Here is a 19,196-nt window from a genome sequence, read left to right on the forward strand (position 1 = left end):
GGTCATACCGGTGGCCGGCATGCGCTCGTCGCCGCATCTCGATTTCGCCGGAGAGGTGAGGGCGGCGACGAAATTCCCGACCTTCCACGCGGCGCGCATATCCGACGTGGCCACCGCACGCCACGCCATTGCCACCGGCAAGCTCGACATGGTCGGCATGACCCGCGCCCATATCGCCGATCCGCACATCATCAAAAAGGTGATGGAGGGCCGCGAGCATGAGATCCGCCCGTGCGTGGGCGCCACCTATTGTCTCGACCGCATTTATGAGGGCGGCGAAGCGCTTTGCGTCCACAATGCCGCGACTGGCCGCGAGGCCGAAATCCCGCATATCATCGTCAAGACCGAAGGACCGAAGCAGAAAATCGTGGTCATCGGAGCCGGCGCCGGCGGGCTGGAGGTTGCGCGGGTCGCAGCCGAGCGCGGCCACAAGGTGACGGTGCTTGAAGCATCGAGCCAGGCCGGCGGCCAAATTCGACTGGCGACGCAGAATCCGCGCCGCAAGGAGCTGATCGGTATCATCGACTGGCGGCTGGCTGAACTCGCCCGGCTCGGCGTCGAGATCCGCTACGACACCTGGGCGGAGAAGGACGATGTTCTGGCGCTGTCACCCGACGTGGTGGTGGTCGCCACCGGCGGCCTGCCGCAGAACCCGCCGCTGACGGCCGGCGACAATCTTGTCACCTCAAGCTGGGACATCATGGCCGGCAGCGTCAAGCCGGCCGAAAATGTACTGCTCTATGACGACAATGGCGGCCATCAGGGCATGGGCGCCGCCGAACTGATCGCCAATGCCGGCTCGAAACTCGAACTTGTCTCGCCCGAACGTTTCTTTGCCCCGGAAATGGGCGGCATGAACCATGTGCCGTACATGCGCGCCTTTCAGGAAAAGGGCGTCATCATCACCATCAACACGCGGCTGCGTTCGGTGCGCCGCGAGGGCAACCAACTGGTCGCCGAACTGGCATCGGATTTCGCCGATGGCTGGCGCGGCGAGCGCAGGGTCGACCAGGTGGTGGTCGAGCACGGTACGTTGCCGCTCGATGATCTCTATCTCTCGCTGAAGCCGCTGTCGAAGAACGGCGGTGCGGTCGACTACGAACGGCTGGTGAGCGGCGGCGACATCTTCCCCAAGCGCAATCCAGAAGGCGGCTTTGTACTGTTCCGCATCGGCGACGCGGTCGCCTCGCGCAACATCCATGCCGCCATCTACGACGGCATCAGGTTCGGCTTGCGGATCTGAAATTGGGCGTTGCGAGGATCGGTGGCGCGCGGCCGGACCTGCGTACGAGAGCCCATGTACTTCGGTCTGGCCGCGCGCCCGCACGTCATTGGCTCGTCGCCAGACAACGCACGATTCTGTGAGGGTGTGCCGCGTGGCGGCGTTCAAAACATTCTGGCGGTGGCCATGCACAGCACTGTCAGCACCAACAGCCCCCCGGCAATGCGCTCGCCTCTTGTCATCTTCGCGCGCAACTGCCTTTCCGTTGCCGCATCGGCACCGGCAAGCTGCCTGCTGGCTGAGCCCACCAGCGCGCCTTGCACGCCGGCGGCGATCAGGGCCGCCACGATGCCCAGCGCCAGCACCTTCTCCATCGAGCCGAAAACACCCTCGTGAAAGAAATACCAGAGCAGTATGCCGGTCAGGAAAACCAGGCCGGCAGCGCCCATTTGCGGCCGGAAGAACCGTTCCGCCCGGATGTCCGGGTCACGGCCGACCGCGATGGTCGTGCCCGCCCAGAATACGCCTGCCATGACATGAAGACCGATAACGACGATGTAGACATACTGCATGACCGGATTTCCTCTTTAGCCTGCCATCTCTAGATAATTAGATATCGAATGGTTAGATGTCAATATATAAGTCGTGCCAGTTCCATCCGTGCATGACACCGTCTAGGGTCCTGCAATGACACCCTTTGACCGCCCGCCAGTCGGCATGAATCTCGGACGAACCGCCAAGCTGGTTGCCCAGGCCTTCGATGCTGCCCTGGTCGAGGCTGGAGGTACATTGCCGATCTGGCTCACGCTGCTATCGGTCAAGTCGAGCAACCTTGCCAACCAGCGCGAGCTTGCCGGCATGATCGGTATCCAGGGCGCGACGCTGACCCATCATCTCAACGCCATGGAGGCGCAGGGCCTGCTGATGCGCCGCCGCGACCCCGTCAACCGCCGGGTTCATCTGGTCGAATTGACCGAGGCCGGAGAAGCGATGTTCGAGACACTGCGAAAGGCCGCGCTCGTCTTCGACAAGCGGCTGCGAGTGGGATTGACCGACGAGCGTCTGGCGGAGTTCGCGCAGGTGCTGGCTGTGTTGCGGGGCAATGTCGGGGGATAGAACCCGACGGACCAAGAATTTCCTTGGACTGGACTTCCCTCATCACATTTGTAACGTTCCATTGTCCGGCTGATCCTGGTGGGGAGAGGTCAGGCTCAACTCTTCTGCAAAATCTGTGCAAGAATACCGAAGCCGCTGGCTTCGGCAGCGAGAAGTCGCCGGAAAACCTAACAACGTTCGGGGGGACAAGTTGACCAAAGAAGATCTGTTCGTTCCGCGCCAGACCAACACGGCGCTTTACATCCAGCTATACGAGGCTGGATATCCGCTTGCCGATATCGCCCGGGTGCAGAAGGCGTATCGTGTGTGTTGCGCGATGTTCAACGGCCGTTATCGCAAGACGGGACGGCCTTTCATCTGCCATGCGGTGGGAGCTGCGTCGTCGGTCGCGCATTTCGACAAAAGCGTCGATCTTGTCCTCGCTGCTATGTTTCACGCCGCCTATGACGGAGGCCAGTATCCGGACGGCAAATCCAGCAGGCGAACCGATGCTCACCGCAAGTGGCTGGAGCAAAAAATTGGTCCTCGCGTCGAGGGTCTTGTCGCTCGCGTGGTCGGACTGAAATTCGACACGGGAGATCCCGAGCGCATTGTGGACAAAGGTGTGCCGACCGGCGACGAGGACATTCTGTTCCTGGCGCTTGCCCATGAGGTCGATGACCTGGCGGACGGCGGACTGGCGTTTGCGCCCAAATACGGCCAGTCGATTCGTTCGAGGGTTGCTGCCTGCGCCACTCTGGCCAGGAATCTGGGCCGCGAAAATCTTGCCGCCACCATCGAAGGTTACGGCGCCCGCTACGAGACGATGGCGTGGGCTGCTCCCCTCCAGGAGACGAAGCTGGTGGGCTTTCAGATGACGCCTAATTTGCGCACATACATCAAATTGCGTCGGCACAAGCTGCGCGGGGAATCGATCGAGGTGCTTTGACGCCTTGCCGGCCATGCGACAGCATCGGGTACCGATGCACATCCGCTGAAGAACTTGCCGTCCTCACCGGTTCAGTCGTCGTAGCCCTGGATTGCCCCAAAGGCGTAACGGCGCAGCTTCAGCGCGGCGATCAAATTGGTCAGTTTCGTCTTGCCGTCGAAGCCGTCCTGAAACATCTCGTCATGCATCAGCAAGATCAGCTTGCCGGGCTTGACGAAGCGGCCATAGCCGAACAGATGATCGATCTCGCTGACCAGATGGTCGACGCTCTGCACCGGCTCGCCGTTGTCCTTGTGCACCCATTCATGGTCCCAGCCGTAGAGATAGAAGCCTGAGGCCGCGACAAATTCGTAGTCGGGCTCTTCATGCCCCTCCTGGGCGAGGCCAAGCGAAGTGTCGTTCTTCGACATGGAGGGCAGCCTGAACACGTCGCGCCCCGGCAGCCTTGCATGCACCACGGGCTTCAAGCCGAGCACCGCGTTTGCCCGTACCATGTCGGCGACGACACCCTCGGTGTCGCCGTAGAAATGCCGGTAGTGATTGTAGGCATGGCTGTAGCTGTGGTTGCCGAGCGTCACCAGAGGAAGCTGCTTGGCGCGCTGGACGAGCGCTCTGTTGGCAGCGCTCGCCTGTGCATGCATGCCGACCATGAATAGGGTTGCAGGAACCTGCTCGGCCTCCAGCACGTCGAGGATGTTGCTTGTGCCGTTCAGCGGCCCATCGTCGAAGGTAAGATAGATGGTGCGATCGGCGCCCTGGGCGGGGGCCGCAAAGATCAGCAGTGCCGCAAGGGCAAACCGAAACGGTGTCATCAGCCCCGATATCCCTGTTGCGATCACGACAAGGCGGCCATCTTCACACGCGGTTGTCAAGGCAGCCCGGCCGTACCTATGCCAGGCTTCCTTGCAGCACCGTCAGCTTGGCCTTCTTCGGCATGCGAGCGGTCAGCCATTCCAGCGCCTTGTCGTGCGGCATCGGGAAGGCGATGGAGTAGCCCTGCACCTGGTCGCAGCCGATCGCCATCAGCGAATCGAGCTCGGCCTCGGTTTCGGCACCCTCCGCGACGATCGAGATGCCGAGGCCACGCGCCAGCTCGGTGATGGCGCGCACGATCTTCGAGTTGTCGCCATTCTCATGGATGTTCTGAACGAAGCGGCGATCGATCTTCAGCCGGTCGATCTCGTTCGGGTTGACATGGCTGAGCGAAGCATAGCCGGTGCCGAAATCATCGAGTTCGAGATGGACGCCGGCTGCCCTGATGTGGCGCAGCTTGGCGGCGATGCCTGTCTTTTCGTCGTCGAGGATGACGGATTCGACGATCTCCAGCGACAGTTTTTGCGGCGGCAGCCCAGCCTTTTCCAGCGTCTCGAACAAGAACGCATCGAAATCGTGCTCGCGCAGCTCGGTGCCGGAAACATTGACGGCAAGCCGTCCGAAGGCAATGCCGGCGCGATTCCATTTGGCCGCCTCGTTGATCGCCTTGGTGATGACGATGCGGCCGATCTCGGGCATGAAGCCGCATTTCTCGGCGACCGGGATGAATTCGCCGGGCGGGATCATGCCGCGCTCCGCATGGTTCCAGCGCACCAGCGCCTCGATGCCGCTGATCGTGCCGTTGGTCAGCGAGACCTGCGGCTGGAAATAGACCTGGAACGCCCGCTCCGCGATGGCGACCTTGATGTCGTGCTCGAGCTGCTTGCGATAATCGAGTTCGCGGCGCAGTTCCTCGGAGAAGAAGGAGAAGTTGCCACCGCCAAGCTTCTTGGCGGAATAAAGCGCCAGGTCGGCATGGACCAGCAAATCCCCAGCATTGTCGGCGTCGATCGGATAGACCGCGATGCCGGCGCTGGCGCCTGGGAGAATGGTCGTGCCCTGGAAGACGATCGGCTCGTTGATGTGCGCCAGGATGCGCCGCGCCAGCATGTTGATGTCTTCGGTGCCGCCGGCGCCGCCGAGGATCATGACGAACTCGTCGCCGCCCAGGCGCACGCACAGATCCGACGCCCGGCAGGAATCGCGCATGCGCTGTGCCGTGACGACCAGCACATAGTCGCCGGCGGCGTGGCCGAGCGTATCGTTGATCTGCTTGAATCGGTCGAGATCGAGCTGGACGACGGCAAGGCGTTCGCGACGCCGGTGCGTGCCCTTGATCAGCGTGTCGAAATGATCGGTCAGGAACGTGCGGTTGTGCAGGCCGGTGAGGCCGTCATGAACCGCGATGAAGGCCATGGAATTGCGCGCGTCGATCAGTTCATGCGTCTTGCGCAGGATGGCGTTCGACATCGGCCTGAAGATGAAGAGCGCCACCAGTATGATGACGCCGATTGTGGCGTAGAACAGCGTGCGATGGAGAGCGAGCAGCCTCTCGGAGCGGTCGTCGGCGTCGGCAGTGATGCGCTGGCCGAGCGCGGCATAACCCGACAAGGTCGCATTGGCGACTGAGGCGTCGAGATTGACGCGTTCGCCGCCGCCCTTGTAACCGCCATTGCCGCTGAATTGCGATTCATAGGCAGAGATCAGGCGGTCGCCATTGGCGATCAGCCCGACCGAGAAATAGTCGAGGTGGAAGGGCTTGGCGAAGAGGACGCTTTCGATCGACTTCGGGTCGAGCTTGGCCGGCGATTGCGGATCGGCTCCTGTCTGATGGAGCAGCAGGTCGTAGTTGGTCTCGAACTCCGCCGTTGCCTGCTTGAGCGCGCTGACCAGCGCCGGTTGCTTGTCGCGTGAACCGGCACCCGTTGCACTGGCAAGGAAGACGATGCGCTGCGACAGCGTCTTTTGTGTGCTGACGATGTCGAGCAAGGTGTGATTGTGCTGTTGGGTGGCCATCATCTGCTGCAGCAGGATGAAGGAGGCGATCACCATGGCCGCAATGATCAGCAGGGCTAGCCAATAGCCAGCCTTGATCAGCAGTATGAGCTTGCCTGAAACGGTTTGCACCGGCTGCTGCGACATTTTCGGGGGCGGCCCTCTCGCCTAAGGATTCTTGCCTAGGGATTCTTGTATGAGCACCATTGAACTGCAAACGTTAACAGGACCGGAAATCGACGGCTGTCCGGCAAGGGGCGGCCGTGGAAAGATCGCGGAATGGTTATCGGCTCGTTTAGCACCGTACCGGCATTTGAGCGGACATCGGCCAGAACCTTTGTCGTGGTGTCGTTCCTCGGCCGCGTGATGATCGACATCGGGGCCGCATCGTGCTGCTTGCCACCGATCCGGTCGTTTTTGCGATGGATTTTTCGCGCGGACGAGACGACAGTCGGCCCACATCAAACGAGGCTAGGTCATGACCGCAGCATTCCTCTCCCACATCGACAGCGAGCTCGCGGGGCTCAAATCGGCAGGCCTCTACAAGTCGGAGCGGGTGATCACTTCGACGCAGTCGGCCGAGATCGAGGTCGGCGGCGACAAGGTGTTGAATTTCTGTGCCAACAACTATCTCGGCCTCGCCGATAGCGCCGATTTGCGCAATGCTGCCAAGCAGGCGCTCGACCGCTATGGCTACGGCATGGCATCGGTGCGCTTCATCTGCGGCACGCAGGAAGAGCACAAGCAGCTCGAATCGACGATTTCCTCCTTCCTCGGCATGGAAGACACCATCCTTTACGGCTCCTGCTTCGATGCCAATGGCGGCCTGTTCGAGACGCTGCTGGGCGAGGAAGACGCCATTATTTCGGATGCCTTGAATCATGCCTCGATCATCGATGGTGTGCGGCTGTCGAAGGCCAAACGTTTCCGCTACGCCAACAACGACATGGCCGATCTCGAGGCGCGCCTGAAGGAAGCCCGGGACTGCCGCTTCCGGTTGATCGCCACCGACGGCGTGTTTTCGATGGATGGCATCATCGCCAATCTCAGGGGTGTCTGCGACCTCGCCGAGAAGTATGACGCCATGGTGATGGTCGACGACAGCCATGCCGTCGGCTTCGTCGGTCAGAACGGCCGCGGCTCGGCCGAGCATTGCGGCGTCGAGGGCAGGGTCGACATCATCACCGGGACGCTCGGCAAGGCACTTGGTGGGGCCTCCGGTGGTTACACCTCGGGCAAAAGCCAGGTGGTCGACTGGTTGCGCCAGCGCTCACGGCCGTATCTCTTTTCCAACACGCTGATGCCGGCGATCGCCGGCGCTTCGATCAAGGTGTTCGAGCTGATCAAGGACGGCGATGGGCTGCGCGACAAACTCTACGACAACGCTGCGCGGTTCCGGTCGCAAATGGGCAAGCTCGGCTTCACGCTGGCCGGAGCGGATCATCCGATCATCCCGGTGATGCTGGGCGATGCCAGCCTGGCGCAGGAGATGGCCGCGCGCATGCTGAAGCGCGGCATCTACGTCATCGGCTTCTCCTTCCCGGTGGTGCCAAAGGGGCAGGCGCGCATCCGCACGCAGATGTCGGCGGCGCATTCCAGCGCCGATATCGACCGCGCGGTGGAAGCGTTCGCCGCCGTCGGGCGCGAACTCGGCGTCATTTCCTGACAAGCCGGAATCGAAAAGCGATTCCGGAACAAGAGCTTCAAGGGACAAAAGCATGTCGAACATGATGAAAGCGCTGGTGAAGGCCAAGGCCGAACCAGGCATCTGGATGGAAGAGGTGCCGGTGCCGGAAATCGGCCCTAACGACGTGCTGATCAAGATCAAGAAGACGGCGATCTGCGGCACCGACGTGCACATCTACAATTGGGACCAGTGGGCGCAGAAGACGGTGCCGGTGCCGATGGTGACGGGCCATGAATTCGTCGGCACCGTTGCCGATTTCGGCGCAGCGGTCACCGAATACAAGGTCGGCCAGCGCGTGTCGGGCGAGGGCCACATCGTCTGCGGTCATTGCCGCAACTGTCGCGCCGGGCGAGGGCATCTGTGCCGCAACACGCTCGGCGTCGGCGTCAATCGTCCGGGCGCCTTCGGTGAGTATCTGGCTATCCCGCAGCACAACGTCGTGCCGATCCCCGATGATGTGCCGGACGAGATCGCCGCCATCTTCGATCCGTTGGGCAATGCCGTGCACACGGCACTCTCCTTCGATCTGGTCGGCGAGGACGTGCTGGTCACCGGCGCCGGGCCGATCGGCATCATGGGCGCGCTCGTCGCCCAATGCGTCGGCGCGCGAAAAGTCGTCATCACCGACATCAATCCGGTGCGGCTGGCGCTGGCGAAAAAGCTCGGCGTCCAGCATGTCGTCGACGCGTCCAAGGAAAAGCTGCGCGATGTCATGCCGGCACTCGGCATGACCGAGGGTTTTGATGTCGGCCTCGAAATGTCGGGCGCAGCCCCCGCCTTCCGCGACATGATCGACACCATGAACAACGGCGGCAAGATCGCCATTCTGGGCATCGCCCCGACCGGATTCGAGATCGACTGGAACAAGGTCATCTTCAAGATGCTGCATCTCAAGGGCATCTATGGCCGCGAGATGTTCGAGACCTGGTACAAGATGATCGCGCTGGTGCAGGGGCCGCTGGATGTTTCCGGGCTTATCACGCACCGCATCGGCATCGACGATTTCCAAGCCGGCTTCGATGCAATGCGCAGCGGCAGTTCCGGCAAGGTGGTGATGGATTGGTAGATGCCGCCCTAACGCAGAATTCTGTTTTTCATCAGCCATTTCACGGAGCGGGGCCACGCGTAGTTCGCACCCATGCGAAGATCGGTAAACCCCTCCGAAACATGTTTCCCGGTTTCGGCGTCAAGGATGCGAATGAACATAGTATGTTCTGTTCGGTTGACGCGCGTTACGACGCCAAGCAAGGCAAGCGACGCGCCGTGCTCCTTGGCAATCGGGCCTTCACAACCAGCGCAGTTGCGCAATCCGTGCGGCGCCGCAGCCTGTGTATCCCTCGCCGGCACATCAATTACTGTAAAACGCCCAGACTGGGAGAGCATGTCCTTAGCAACTTGTGCTGATTCCGACAGATAGCGCCTGTCATATTCATCCGGGGGAATTATTCCCGCCCCGGCGCTCTTGTCCTCCAATTCGAAAGGGAACACTTCGATCGACATCGGCTTTGTCTGCTGCGCCTGCGCAAATGTGCAGGTGCCTACAAGCAGCGTCACCAGGACACTTAATGTGCGAATGCTCATCGTATCCTCCTGTCGGTATGATGGGCATTATACGCGGCCTGACAACGCAAATCACGATTAAATCGAAAGCAATGCTATGCTTCGGGAGTTTCCACGCAGTCTCGCTCGAACTCTGTCGTTCAGAGTGATTGGCTTGATCTTGGACTAACTCTTGCTCGGGACCAGACTGGTCTCCAATGCAGCCAGTCCGCTGGTGATCGCCGTGCGCTCTTCAGCGCTGAGCCTTGCCAGCAAATCCCGTTCGAACGCCTTCGCCAGCGGCACCATCTCGCGATAGGCGGCAAGCCCCGTTCCGGTCAGCGACAGATGCTCGACCCGGCGATCATTCTCATCTGGCGTACGCACAAGCCAACGCCGCCGTTCGAGTTCAGCCACGGCGCGTGAAACCTTGGTCTTGTGCATAGCCGATTGCTCGCCGAGTTCGGTCGCAGTCATCGTTCCATGCTGCCCCAGCCCCGAAAGGGTGCGCCATTCCGGCCGCGTCAGGCCATGGCTGTCCTTGTATATCCTCGAAAATTCGCGGCTGACGGCGTCGGCAAGCCGGTAGAGCCGGTAGGGCAGGAAGTTTTCCAGATTGAGAATTTCAGCCGCGTCGGACGCTTCGCTCCTGATCGCCATTTTTCAAAGCCGCCATTGATGGTTACATTTTCGATGGTTACAAATGAAACCAGTTTGGTCAATTGAGATCCATTCCGGGAGGAAGCAATGGCCTTTTCCTACATGCCGGGTTTCGGCAACGATTTTGAGACCGAGACGCTGCCCGGCTCGTTGCCGCAGGGCCGGAATTCGCCGCAGCGGCCGGCCTACGGCCTCTATGCCGAGCAGCTTTCAGGCTCGCCCTTCACCGCGCCGCGCGGCACCAATGAGCGGTCCTGGCTCTACCGCATCCGGCCGAGCGTCAAGCACACCGGCCGCTTCAAGGCGGCGAGCTATCCCTTGTGGAAGAGTGCGCCCAATGTCGGCGATCATGAACTGGCGCTCGGCCAGTATCGCTGGAACCCGGTGCCGATGCCGAAGGAGCCGACCGATTTCATCGCCGGTATGCGCAGCATCACAACCGCTGGCGACGTGCTCGGGCAGACTGGCATGGCGGCGCATGTCTATGTCGCCAACACCTCGATGGCGGACGATCATTTTTTCAATGCCGACGGCGAGTTGCTGGTCGTGCCGCAGGTCGGCGCATTGCGCTTCGTCACCGAGATGGGCGTCATTAAGCTGCGGCCCGGCGAGATCGCCGTGCTGCCACGTGGTCTGGTCTTCAAGGTCGAGCTGGTCGACGCCGAAGTGCGCGGCTACGTCTGCGAGAACTACGGCGCCAAGTTGACGCTGCCCGATCGCGGCCCGATCGGCGCCAATTGCCTGGCCAACCCACGCGATTTCAAGACGCCTTACGCCTGGTTCGAGGAGAAGGAAACGCCGTGCCGGCTGATCGTGAAATGGTGCGGCAATTTCCATGTCACCGAGATCGGCCATTCGCCGCTGGATGTCGTTGCCTGGCACGGCAACTACGCGCCCTACAAATATGATCTGGCGACCTTTTCACCGGTCGGAGCGCTGCTGTTCGACCATCCCGACCCGTCGATCTTCACGGTGCTGACCGCGCCGAGCGGCGAGGAGGGCACGGCCAACATCGACTTCGTCATCTTTCCGCCGCGCTGGCTGGTGGCCGAAGATACCTTCCGGCCGCCCTGGTACCACCGCAACATCATGAGCGAGTTCATGGGACTGATCCACGGCCAGTACGACGCCAAGGAAGAAGGTTTCGTGCCCGGCGGCATCAGCCTGCACAATCTGATGCTGGCCCATGGGCCGGATGCGCCTGGCTTCGAAAAGGCCTCGCGCGCGGAGCTGAAACCGGTCAAGCTCGACAACACCATGGCCTTCATGTTCGAGACCCGATTTCCGCAGATGCTGACCCGCTACGGCGCCGAGCTCGAAACCCGGCAGGACAACTACATCGACTGCTGGGCCGACCTGAAGAAGCGTTTCAACGGCACGCCCGAGGGCGACTGGTCTTGATCACCGAGCCAATGCCGGATCGGCTGGTGCTTTTGGGCTCGAAGGGTGGCCCGGCATTGCGGCCGGGTGGTCCATGGCCGAGTTCGTCGCTGCTGCAGATCGGCGGCCGCAGCATCGTCGTCGACTGCGGCCTTGGCGTGACGCGTGGTCTGGTCGATGCCGGCATCAGCCTGAAGTCGCTCGACCTGATCTTCATCACGCATCTGCACTCCGACCATGTGCTGGAACTGGGGCCGCTGATCCACACCGCCTGGACGGCGGGCCTCGCGACGCCCGTCGGCGTGTTCGGCCCGCCCGGCACCGGTCATTACTGGCGGCGCTTTTGCCAGGCGATGGAGTTCGACATCGAGATCCGCATCGTTGACGAAGGCCGGCCGGATATTCGCGATCTGGTGTCGATCAGCGAATTCGGCGAAGGTCAGGTGGTCGCGCAGGGCGGCTTGACGGTTTCGGCGCTGCGCGTCGAGCATCCGCCGGTGACCGATTGTTTTGCGCTTCGCTTCGAGCATGGCGCCAAAAGCGTCGTGTTCTCCGGCGACACGGCCTTTTATCCGCCGCTCGCCGATTTTGCCCGAGGCGCCGACATCCTCGTCCACGAAGCCATGCTGGAAGAAGGCATCGAGCGACTGGTGGCCAGGACCGGCAATGGTGCGCGGCTCAGAGAGCATCTGCTCGCCAGCCACAGCTTTGCCGAAGAGGCCGGCAGCATCGCAAGCGATGCCGGCGTGAAGAGATTGGTGCTCAACCACCTCATTCCGGCCGACGATTCTTTGATAGGCGAGGCCGACTGGACTGCCGCTGTCAGGAAAACTTGGAACGGCGACTTGACGATCGCCCGCGACGGTCTTGTTGTGGGCTTAAGCAGCGCCAAAGCTGCAGCAGGAGAGGAAACCGCATGAAGCTTGCCACATTGAAGGACGGGACGCGCGACGGGAAACTCGTCGTCGTCTCGCGCGACCTGACACGCTTCACCGACGCCTCGTTCCTGGTTCGCACGCTGCAGGCGGCGCTCGACGACTGGCGGCGCATCGCCCCGCATCTCGCGACAATAGCGGAATCGCTTGAGAACAATGCGATGCCGGCGGAGCGCTTCCACGAACATGACGCCCATTCGCCGCTGCCGCGTGCCTATCAATGGGCCGATGGCTCGGCTTACGTGAACCATGTCGAGCTGGTGCGCAAAGCGCGCGGCGCCGAGATGCCGGCGAGCTTCTGGACCGACCCGCTGATCTACCAGGGCGGCTCGGATTCTTTCATTCCGCCACGTGATCCGATCCGCACGGCTGACGAAGCCTTCGGCATCGACATGGAGGGCGAGGTCGCTGTCATCGTCGACGATGTGCCGATGGGTGCAAGCCTCGAAGAAGCAAAGGCAGCGATCCGACTGGTCATGCTGGTCAACGACGTTACGTTGCGCGCGCTCACCGGACCGGAACTGGCCAAAGGTTTCGGTTTTTTCCAATCAAAGCCGTCCTCGGCGTTTTCACCGGTCGCTGTGACGCCGGACGAACTGGGTGATGCCTGGGACGGCGGCAAGGTCAGCCTGCCGCTGCTTACCGATCTCAACGGCAAGCCGTTCGGCCGCGCCAATGCCGGTATCGACATGACCTTCGACTTTCCTGCGCTGATCGTTCATGCAGCAAGGACACGGCCATTGGCCGCCGGCACGATCATCGGTTCCGGCACCGTCTCCAACAAGCTCGACGGCGGGCCGGGCAAGCCTGTCTCGGCCGGTGGCGCCGGCTATTCCTGCATCGCCGAACTGCGCATGATCGAAACCATTGTGTCGGGCGAAGCCAAAACGCCATTCCTGCGCTTCGGCGACACGGTGCGCATCGAGATGAAGGACAAGGCTGGGCATTCGATCTTCGGTGCCATCGAACAGAAGGTCGAGAAATACGAGAGGTAAGGGCATGACGGGGGGCTATCTGCTGGCTGGTGTCTGGGCACTCGCCATACTGGCGGTCTTCATCCAGGCGATCCGGCTGAGCTATCGCATCGAGGCGCGATCGCCCGACCTGACCAACCGCAGCGGCTTTCCGCGCAATGCGATGATGTTCCACACCGTCACCAACATGGACGTCGCGCGGGACGCGGAAACGCAGAGCATGCGTCGGCGTATGAACTGGTTGCTGCTGATCGTTCTTGCTGGATTTGTCGTTATGTGGGCGGGCTTGTATCTGTCGCGGTCAACCGGATGACGTGATGAGCCTGCCCGACTACCCGCGCAGCATGGCCGGCAACAATCTCTGGTCGAACGACCGACTCTACCGCGCGGTATTGTCTCTTCAGCCCGGCGAAAGAGGTCAAGCGGCTGGGCTTGGGCGATCAGGCCAATACGACGTCATAGGCTGAAAATTGCCGATCCGCGGAGACCAACGTCAGGCCTTCAATTTGGGTCTGCGCAATAAGCAGGCGGTCGAAGGGATCGCGGTGGTGAAGCGGCAGATGTTCAAGTCTCGCCGCGTGTAGTTCGTTTACGCCGAGAATCGGAATCCCGTTCGATCGCAGGATGTCCACGATGTCGCCTGTGAGCGTCACTTTGCCGAGCGATTTCTTGATGGCGATCTCGGCCACCGAGACGGCGCTGACGATCACATCCTTGCCTGTGAGAAAGATATCGCGATGATGATCCGAAAGACGTGAATCGGCGTTGAGTACCCAAAGCAGAATATGGGTATCGACCAGATATCTGCGGCTCATTTAATATACTCGTCCCATTCGGGACCGAGTTCATCAAAATCATCCGATATCCAAATCTGGCCTTTCAGGGCGCCAAGCAAGCCTTTGCTCCCACCAGCCCGAACGGGAGCGCTCAAGGTTGCGACAACCTCTCCATGTCTGGTCAGATGGATCTCTTCGCCAGCCTGGGCACGTTTCACCAATTCGGAAAGCTGAGCCTTCGCTTTTGCCATGGGGATATTCATAGACGACCTCTTATGACCAGAATTTAGGTCATAATTGGCCGGGCCGCAAGTGAGTTCGATGGCTATTCCGCCGCCTGAACCTTGATCACGCCACGCTTGATCTGGTCCTGCTCGATCGATTCGAACAGCGCGCGGAAATTGCCTTCGCCAAAACCTTCGTCGCCCTTCCTCTGGATGAACTCGAAGAAGATCGGCCCGATCACGGTTTTCGAGAATATCTGCAGCAGGATCTTGGTCGTGCCGCCGTCGACGACGCCTTCGCCATCGATCAGGATGCCGTGCTTCTTCATCCGCTCGATCGGCTCGTCATGGCCGTTCACGCGGTCATAGGACATATCGTAGTAGGTTTCAGGCGGGCCGGGCATGAACTTCAGCCCGTTGGCGGCGAGCTTGTCGGTGGCCTCGTAGATTTCGTCGGTGCCGACGGCGATGTGCTGGATGCCTTCGCCATTGTACTTCTTCAGGTACTCGGCGATCTGGCTGGTCTCGTCCTTGGACTCGTTGAGCGGAATGCGGATCTTGCCGCAGGGCGAGGTGATGGCGCGGCTGACCAGGCCGGTGATCTTGCCGTCGATATCGAAGAAATGGATCTGCTTGAAGCCGAACAGATTGCGGTAGAAATCCCACCATTTGTCCATCTGGCCGCGATAGACATTGTGGGTCAGGTGATCGAGATAGTAGAAGCCGACGCCTTCCGGCCGCGGGTCGCGCGCACCCAGCCACTCAAACTCGGCGTCATAGGCCGAGCCCTTCTTGCCGTAGGTTTCGATGAAATAGAGCAGCGAGCCGCCGATGCCCACGATCGCCGGCACGTCCAGCGCCTTGTCGGCGCCGTCGTAAGGCGTGGCGCCCTTGGCAACCGCGTGGTCGAAAGCATGCTTGGCATCGACCACCCGCCAGGCCATCGAGGCGGCGCAAGGGCCGTGCCTGTCGACGAACTTCATCGCATGCGAGCCGGGTTCGGCATTGACGACATAGTTGATGTCGCCCTGGCGCCAGACGGTGATGTCCTTCGTGCGGTGCTTGGCCACCGCGACATAGCCCATGCGGGTGAACAGTTCAGCCAGCTTTTGCGGCTCCGGATGCGCGAATTCGACGAACTCGAACCCATCGGTGCCGGCCGGGTTGTCCTTGCTGATCCTGGCGGGCGGGGCATCGTGCGGAAAGGGACCCATGGCATTCCTCCAAAAGCTGACTTGGCCTGAAAAGGCGATTTGACACGATCATAACCCGGAGGAGGCGCACGGTGCTTGCATTCAAACGCTTGAAATGATGATGTCATGCGTGAAGCATGCATGATGTGAGGGAAAGCCATGGATGAGGCGCGCATTGACCAGTTCGACCGCAAGATAATGGCACTGTTGCAGGGTGATGCGCGGCTGACCAACAACGATCTTTCGGAGCGGGTGAACCTGTCGGCGTCGCAATGCTCGCGCCGCCGTCAGCGGCTGGAGGAGGACGGCTTCATCAGGGGCTATCGCGCCGTTCTCGACCGCGACAAGCTCGGTTTTTCCCTGGTCAACGTCATTTCGGTCACGCTCGCCACCCACAATCGCGACAATGCAAGGCGCTTCGGCGAACTGGTGGCGCGGCTGCCCGAAGTGCAGGAAGCGCACGCGCTGACCGGCGAGATGGACTACATCCTGAAAGTGGTGACGCCGGATCTCAAATCATTGTCGGAATTCGTCAACGGCGTGCTACTGCCGCACGAATCCGTGCAGCATGTGAAAACGGCGATCGTGCTGGAGACGCTGAAGGAAACCGGCGCGCTGCCGATTTAATCTGAGCGGATATCATTGATACGTCGGCAGGCCAGAGGGGGTGTGAAGGATCGCCAGCCTAATGACGGAAGGGCCGTTCAACCCTTCGACTGCTGGATCAGTCCATAGAGATTGGTGCAGCGGGCGCCGGAACGGCAATAGGCGAAGACCGGGCCGTCGAGTTCCTCGAGCGCTTCGGCCTGATCCTCGACATTCTCGGCCGTGATCTGGCCGCTGATCACCGGAATGTAGCGGAAGGCGAGGCCTGCGGCTTCGACCGCTGCCCCGACGGTGTCGGCAGAAGGCTGGCCCGGCTGTTCGTCATCGGGCCGGTTGCAGATCACACTCTTGAAGCCAGCTTCCCTGATGGCGGCGACGTCTTCGGGCTGGATCTGGCCCGAGACCGAATAGTCCTCGCTGATTTCGCGGTATTCCATGGCAGCATCCTCGCAAACTGGTCAGGTGGCAGTCTTGCCACTCCCCGACATGGGCGGCAATCCGTGCCGAAGGATTTCTCTGCCAAATAGCCATTGCGTGCCAGAAAATCCAACCGGGCCGATGCGGCCCGGCTGGACAATCCTTCAAACTCAGCTGCCGAGAATAGCGCCTTTGATCTGACGGATGTTGTTGTGCATCATGTCGATATAGGTCGCGGCCGGGCCGTCGGGCTGCGACAGCGCGTCCGAATAGAGCGTGCCGCCGACTTTGATGCCGGTTTCGCTGGCGATTTGCTCGATCAGGCGCGGGTTGGTGATGTTCTCGACGAAGATCGCAGCCGCCTTGTCCTGCTTCACCTGATTGACCAGCTTGGCAACGTCTGCGGCGGATGGTTCGGAGTCGGTCGAGACCCCTTGCGGGGCGAGGAAGGTCAGGCCGTATGCATGTTCGAAATAGCCGAAGGCGTCGTGCGAGGTGATGACGACGCGCTTGCTCTCTGGGATCGAGGCAATTGCCGCTTTCACTTCACCTTCGACCGCATCAAGCTTCTTGGTGTAGGCGGCGGCATTGGTCTGATAGCTGACGCAGCCTTCCGAATCGGCCGCGCAGAAAGCCTCGGCGATGTTCTTCACATAGATCCTGGCGTTGGCAATCGACTGGAATGCGTGGGGATCGGTGACCGTCTTGCCGCCGCCGGTGCCGGCACCTTCGGCCGCGTCGGCATCGGCGAATTCAGGCTTGAAATCGATCGGCGTCACGCCCTTGGTCAAGGTGATGATCGAGGCCTTGGTGGCACTGGCATCGACCAGCCGCTGCAGAAAACCTTCGAAATGCAGGCCGTTGACCAGCACGATGTCGGCCTTGGCCATGGCCACCGCATCGGCCGGGCTCGGCTCGTAGACATGGGCATCGCCATCCGGCCCGACGATGGTGGTGACATCGATGCGGTCGCCGCCGACATTTTTGGCGAAATCGGCAATGACGGTGAAGCTGGCGACCACTTTCAGCGGGGCCGCGAAGGCCGACGATGCGCCAAAGGCGGTTAATGTTATAACGCTCATCGCCAGGGCGGCATGGATGGATTTCAGCATAGAGGGGTCTCCTTCTAGGGGCGGGGATCAGGCCGTTCTGTGACGGTGATGGATGATGCGCGCGCGCAGGATGCCGCGCGTGCCAAACAGGATCGAGGCGAAATAGACGACGCCGGCCGACAGGATGATGGCCGGGCCGGATGGCAGCGAGGCGTGATAGGACAAAAGCAGCCCGGCGACGCAGGATGCGAAGCCGATCAGTACGGCCAGCACGCACATCGGCTCGACGCGAACCGTCCAGAAGCGGGCGGCCGCGGCCGGCAGCATCATCAGCCCAACCGATAGAAGCGTGCCGAGCGCCTGGAAGCCGCCGACGAGGTTGAGTACGACAAGGCCGAGGAAGATGAAATGCACCGGGCTGCCGAGCCGGCTGACCGAGCGCAGGAACAGCGGGTCGAGGCATTCGGCGACCAGCGCCCGCCAGAAGATGGCGAGGCTGACCAGCGTCACCGCGACGATGCCGCCGATCAGCGTCAGGGCCTCGTCATTGAGCGCCAGCACGGTGCCGAACAGCACATGCATGAGATCGACGCTGGAACCGCGGATCGACACCATCAGCACGCCGATGGCGAGCGAAATCAGGTAGAAAGCCGCCATCGAGGCGTCTTCGCGCTGGATGGTGAAACGCGAGACGGCGCCGGCGCCGAGCGCGACGATGACGCCGGCGATCAGGCCGCCGATGGTCATCGGCAGGATTTCCAGCCCATAGAACAGGAAGCCGGCGGCTGCACCGGGCAGGATTGCGTGCGCCATGGCGTCGCCCGACAGGCTCATGCGCCGCAGCATAAGGAAGACGCCGATCGGGCAGGCGCCGAGCGACAGCATCAGCGAGCCGATCAACGCCCGCTGCATGAAGGCGAAATCGGCGAAGGGCGCGATGACTAGGCCGTAAAGCATGTCCATCAAGCAGCCCTCGGTCCGACGCCATGTTGGTGATCGTGATCGTGGCCATGGTGATCGTGACCATGAGCGTCCTCGCCCGGCTCGCACCAGGGTGCATTTTCTTCCCAGGCCTCGTGAAAACGGCGGGCGCGCAACAGATTTTCAGGCTTCAGCGTTTCCCGGGTTTCGCCCCAGGCGATCGGCTGGCGGGCCAGAAGCAGCGTTTCGGGGAAATTCTGCCGCACCAGATCCAGATCGTGGACGACGACCATGATGGTGCGTTCCTCGCCATGCCAGTGCTTGATCAGCGCAATGAGGTCGCCGACCGTCTTGGCGTCGACGGCGTTGAAGGGTTCGTCGAGCAGGATGAGGTCGGCGTCCTGCAGCAGGACACGGGCAAACAGCGTGCGCTGCAGTTGGCCGCCCGACAGCGTGTCGATCGGCCGCTTTTCAAAACCGCCGAGGCCCACCGCCATCAGCGCCTTGCTGACGTCATCGCGATCTTCCCTAGTGTAGCGGCCAAGCAGGCCGCGCCGTGGCCACAGGCCGAGCGAAACCAGATCCACCACCCGCGCCGGAAAGGACCGGTCGAGCTCCGATTGCTGCGGCAGATAGGCGGCACGTACACCGGGTGCGCGGACAACCTCGCCGGCCATCGGCTTCAGGACGCCGACAATACCTTTCATCAGCGTCGATTTGCCGGAGCCGTTGGCGCCGACCACAGCGGTCAGCGAGCC

Annotated in this window: 22 protein-coding genes and 1 pseudogene; 11 read left to right on the plus strand and 12 right to left on the minus strand. The window is 61.5% G+C overall.

Annotation, left to right across the window (positions count from 1 at the left end):
• Positions 1–1,243: FAD/NAD(P)-binding oxidoreductase (locus tag EN949_RS20495; RefSeq protein ID WP_127371758.1), on the plus strand; the 1,243-nt coding region annotated here is incomplete at its 5' end.
• Positions 1,244–1,386: 143 nt separating this feature from the next.
• On the opposite strand, the gene EN949_RS20500 is transcribed toward EN949_RS20495, so the two are convergent.
• Positions 1,387–1,794, minus strand: a complete 408-nt coding sequence (locus EN949_RS20500; protein ID WP_063171867.1) for a hypothetical protein — start codon at positions 1,792–1,794, stop codon at positions 1,387–1,389.
• Between the two features lie 115 nt (positions 1,795–1,909).
• On the opposite strand from EN949_RS20500, the gene EN949_RS20505 reads away from it, so the two are divergent.
• Positions 1,910–2,338 (plus strand): MarR family winged helix-turn-helix transcriptional regulator, encoded by a 429-nt coding sequence (locus EN949_RS20505; protein ID WP_013532326.1) that lies wholly within the window; start codon positions 1,910–1,912, stop codon positions 2,336–2,338.
• A 190-nt stretch (positions 2,339–2,528) separates the two neighbouring features.
• The gene (locus tag EN949_RS20510) at positions 2,529–3,266 is read left to right on the plus strand and encodes a hypothetical protein (RefSeq protein ID WP_127366271.1); all 738 of its coding nucleotides are present in this window, start codon (positions 2,529–2,531) and stop codon (positions 3,264–3,266) included.
• A 71-nt stretch (positions 3,267–3,337) separates the two neighbouring features.
• On the opposite strand, the gene EN949_RS20515 is transcribed toward EN949_RS20510, so the two are convergent.
• Entirely contained in the window at positions 3,338–4,078 is a 741-nt protein-coding gene (locus EN949_RS20515) for a polysaccharide deacetylase family protein (protein WP_081714379.1), read from the minus strand.
• Positions 4,079–4,154: 76 nt separating this feature from the next.
• Positions 4,155–6,221, minus strand: coding sequence for an EAL domain-containing protein (locus EN949_RS20520; RefSeq protein ID WP_064994161.1), 2,067 nt, complete (start codon positions 6,219–6,221; stop codon positions 4,155–4,157).
• Positions 6,222–6,552: 331 nt separating this feature from the next.
• Between EN949_RS20520 and EN949_RS20525 the strand changes: the two genes are divergently transcribed.
• Complete coding sequence (locus EN949_RS20525; RefSeq protein ID WP_024504815.1) at positions 6,553–7,740, plus strand: glycine C-acetyltransferase; 1,188 nt, start codon at positions 6,553–6,555, stop codon at positions 7,738–7,740.
• A 52-nt stretch (positions 7,741–7,792) separates the two neighbouring features.
• Entirely contained in the window at positions 7,793–8,827 is a 1,035-nt protein-coding gene (gene tdh / locus EN949_RS20530; protein ID WP_013532321.1) for an L-threonine 3-dehydrogenase, read from the plus strand.
• Between the two features lie 8 nt (positions 8,828–8,835).
• Here tdh and EN949_RS20535 read toward each other — a convergent pair whose 3' ends face one another.
• Both EN949_RS20535 and EN949_RS20540 read right to left on the minus strand, forming a co-directional pair.
• Positions 8,836–9,342: a DUF2380 domain-containing protein gene (locus EN949_RS20535; protein WP_013532320.1), complete on the minus strand. Its 507-nt coding sequence runs from the start codon at positions 9,340–9,342 to the stop codon at positions 8,836–8,838.
• 144 nt (positions 9,343–9,486) lie between these two features.
• Positions 9,487–9,960 carry a MarR family transcriptional regulator gene (locus EN949_RS20540; protein ID WP_127365976.1) on the minus strand — a complete coding sequence of 158 codons (474 nt, stop codon included), beginning with the start codon at positions 9,958–9,960 and terminating at the stop codon, positions 9,487–9,489.
• A gap of 87 nt (positions 9,961–10,047) precedes the next feature.
• On the opposite strand from EN949_RS20540, the gene hmgA reads away from it, so the two are divergent.
• The 5 genes and pseudogenes from hmgA to EN949_RS36595 form a co-directional block, all read left to right on the plus strand.
• Positions 10,048–11,361: a homogentisate 1,2-dioxygenase gene (hmgA, locus tag EN949_RS20545; RefSeq protein WP_127365975.1), complete on the plus strand. Its 1,314-nt coding sequence runs from the start codon at positions 10,048–10,050 to the stop codon at positions 11,359–11,361.
• An 11-nt stretch (positions 11,362–11,372) separates the two neighbouring features.
• Positions 11,373–12,260, plus strand: a complete 888-nt coding sequence (locus EN949_RS20550) for an MBL fold metallo-hydrolase (RefSeq protein ID WP_032899759.1) — start codon at positions 11,373–11,375, stop codon at positions 12,258–12,260.
• Positions 12,257–13,270, plus strand: coding sequence for a fumarylacetoacetate hydrolase family protein (locus EN949_RS20555; protein ID WP_127365974.1), 1,014 nt, complete (start codon positions 12,257–12,259; stop codon positions 13,268–13,270). Before EN949_RS20550 ends, EN949_RS20555 begins: the two co-directional genes overlap by 4 nt.
• A gap of 4 nt (positions 13,271–13,274) precedes the next feature.
• A complete protein-coding gene (locus EN949_RS20560; protein ID WP_127365973.1) occupies positions 13,275–13,562 on the plus strand; it encodes a hypothetical protein in 288 nt (95 codons plus the stop codon).
• A gap of 4 nt (positions 13,563–13,566) precedes the next feature.
• A pseudogene (locus EN949_RS36595) lies at positions 13,567–13,662 on the plus strand (damage-inducible protein DinB); the annotation flags it as partial.
• 27 nt (positions 13,663–13,689) lie between these two features.
• Here the strand turns inward: EN949_RS36595 and EN949_RS20570 are convergent.
• The 3 genes from EN949_RS20570 to hppD form a co-directional block, all read right to left on the minus strand.
• Positions 13,690–14,064 (minus strand): type II toxin-antitoxin system VapC family toxin, encoded by a 375-nt coding sequence (locus tag EN949_RS20570; protein ID WP_013532314.1) that lies wholly within the window; start codon positions 14,062–14,064, stop codon positions 13,690–13,692.
• Positions 14,061–14,288: a type II toxin-antitoxin system prevent-host-death family antitoxin gene (locus EN949_RS20575; RefSeq protein WP_013532313.1), complete on the minus strand. Its 228-nt coding sequence runs from the start codon at positions 14,286–14,288 to the stop codon at positions 14,061–14,063. Before EN949_RS20575 ends, EN949_RS20570 begins: the two co-directional genes overlap by 4 nt.
• A gap of 62 nt (positions 14,289–14,350) precedes the next feature.
• On the minus strand, positions 14,351–15,463 hold the full coding sequence (gene hppD, locus EN949_RS20580) for a 4-hydroxyphenylpyruvate dioxygenase (RefSeq protein WP_127365972.1): 1,113 nt from the start codon (positions 15,461–15,463) through the stop codon (positions 14,351–14,353).
• A 138-nt stretch (positions 15,464–15,601) separates the two neighbouring features.
• Between hppD and EN949_RS20585 the strand changes: the two genes are divergently transcribed.
• On the plus strand, positions 15,602–16,069 hold the full coding sequence (locus tag EN949_RS20585; protein ID WP_013532311.1) for an Lrp/AsnC family transcriptional regulator: 468 nt from the start codon (positions 15,602–15,604) through the stop codon (positions 16,067–16,069).
• A 77-nt stretch (positions 16,070–16,146) separates the two neighbouring features.
• Here the strand turns inward: EN949_RS20585 and EN949_RS20590 are convergent, their stop codons facing one another.
• The 4 genes from EN949_RS20590 to aztA form a co-directional block, all read right to left on the minus strand.
• Positions 16,147–16,485, minus strand: a complete 339-nt coding sequence (locus EN949_RS20590) for a TIGR01244 family sulfur transferase (protein WP_063167740.1) — start codon at positions 16,483–16,485, stop codon at positions 16,147–16,149.
• A 150-nt stretch (positions 16,486–16,635) separates the two neighbouring features.
• Positions 16,636–17,577: a zinc ABC transporter substrate-binding protein AztC gene (aztC, locus tag EN949_RS20595; RefSeq protein WP_013532309.1), complete on the minus strand. Its 942-nt coding sequence runs from the start codon at positions 17,575–17,577 to the stop codon at positions 16,636–16,638.
• A 27-nt stretch (positions 17,578–17,604) separates the two neighbouring features.
• Positions 17,605–18,480: a zinc ABC transporter permease AztB gene (aztB, locus tag EN949_RS20600; RefSeq protein ID WP_013532308.1), complete on the minus strand. Its 876-nt coding sequence runs from the start codon at positions 18,478–18,480 to the stop codon at positions 17,605–17,607.
• The coding region (gene aztA, locus EN949_RS20605; protein ID WP_164782521.1) for a zinc ABC transporter ATP-binding protein AztA at positions 18,480–19,196 on the minus strand (717 nt) is incomplete at its 5' end. The genes aztB and aztA, both read right to left, overlap by 1 nt.

Source organism: Mesorhizobium sp. M7A.F.Ca.US.007.01.2.1 (assembly GCF_003998165.1).
Lineage (GTDB): Bacteria > Pseudomonadota > Alphaproteobacteria > Rhizobiales > Rhizobiaceae > Mesorhizobium > Mesorhizobium ciceri.

Bases quoted from the DNA above. Each gene is read 5' to 3' on its own strand.
- EN949_RS20500 (WP_063171867.1), bottom strand. From the start codon at position 1,794: ATGCAGTATGTCTACATCGTCGTTATCGGTCTTCATGTCATGGCAGGC.
- EN949_RS20505 (WP_013532326.1), top strand. From the start codon at position 1,910: ATGACACCCTTTGACCGCCCGCCAGTCGGCATGAATCTCGGACGAACC.
- EN949_RS20515 (WP_081714379.1), bottom strand. From the start codon at position 4,078: ATGACACCGTTTCGGTTTGCCCTTGCGGCACTGCTGATCTTTGCGGCC.
- EN949_RS20520 (WP_064994161.1), bottom strand. From the start codon at position 6,221: ATGTCGCAGCAGCCGGTGCAAACCGTTTCAGGCAAGCTCATACTGCTG.
- EN949_RS20525 (WP_024504815.1), top strand. From the start codon at position 6,553: ATGACCGCAGCATTCCTCTCCCACATCGACAGCGAGCTCGCGGGGCTC.
- tdh (WP_013532321.1), top strand. From the start codon at position 7,793: ATGTCGAACATGATGAAAGCGCTGGTGAAGGCCAAGGCCGAACCAGGC.
- EN949_RS20535 (WP_013532320.1), bottom strand. From the start codon at position 9,342: ATGAGCATTCGCACATTAAGTGTCCTGGTGACGCTGCTTGTAGGCACC.
- EN949_RS20540 (WP_127365976.1), bottom strand. From the start codon at position 9,960: ATGGCGATCAGGAGCGAAGCGTCCGACGCGGCTGAAATTCTCAATCTG.
- hmgA (WP_127365975.1), top strand. From the start codon at position 10,048: ATGGCCTTTTCCTACATGCCGGGTTTCGGCAACGATTTTGAGACCGAG.
- EN949_RS20550 (WP_032899759.1), top strand. From the start codon at position 11,373: ATGCCGGATCGGCTGGTGCTTTTGGGCTCGAAGGGTGGCCCGGCATTG.
- EN949_RS20555 (WP_127365974.1), top strand. From the start codon at position 12,257: ATGAAGCTTGCCACATTGAAGGACGGGACGCGCGACGGGAAACTCGTC.
- EN949_RS20560 (WP_127365973.1), top strand. From the start codon at position 13,275: ATGACGGGGGGCTATCTGCTGGCTGGTGTCTGGGCACTCGCCATACTG.
- EN949_RS20570 (WP_013532314.1), bottom strand. From the start codon at position 14,064: ATGAGCCGCAGATATCTGGTCGATACCCATATTCTGCTTTGGGTACTC.
- EN949_RS20575 (WP_013532313.1), bottom strand. From the start codon at position 14,288: ATGAATATCCCCATGGCAAAAGCGAAGGCTCAGCTTTCCGAATTGGTG.
- hppD (WP_127365972.1), bottom strand. From the start codon at position 15,463: ATGGGTCCCTTTCCGCACGATGCCCCGCCCGCCAGGATCAGCAAGGAC.
- EN949_RS20585 (WP_013532311.1), top strand. From the start codon at position 15,602: ATGGATGAGGCGCGCATTGACCAGTTCGACCGCAAGATAATGGCACTG.
- EN949_RS20590 (WP_063167740.1), bottom strand. From the start codon at position 16,485: ATGGAATACCGCGAAATCAGCGAGGACTATTCGGTCTCGGGCCAGATC.
- aztC (WP_013532309.1), bottom strand. From the start codon at position 17,577: ATGCTGAAATCCATCCATGCCGCCCTGGCGATGAGCGTTATAACATTA.
- aztB (WP_013532308.1), bottom strand. From the start codon at position 18,480: ATGGACATGCTTTACGGCCTAGTCATCGCGCCCTTCGCCGATTTCGCC.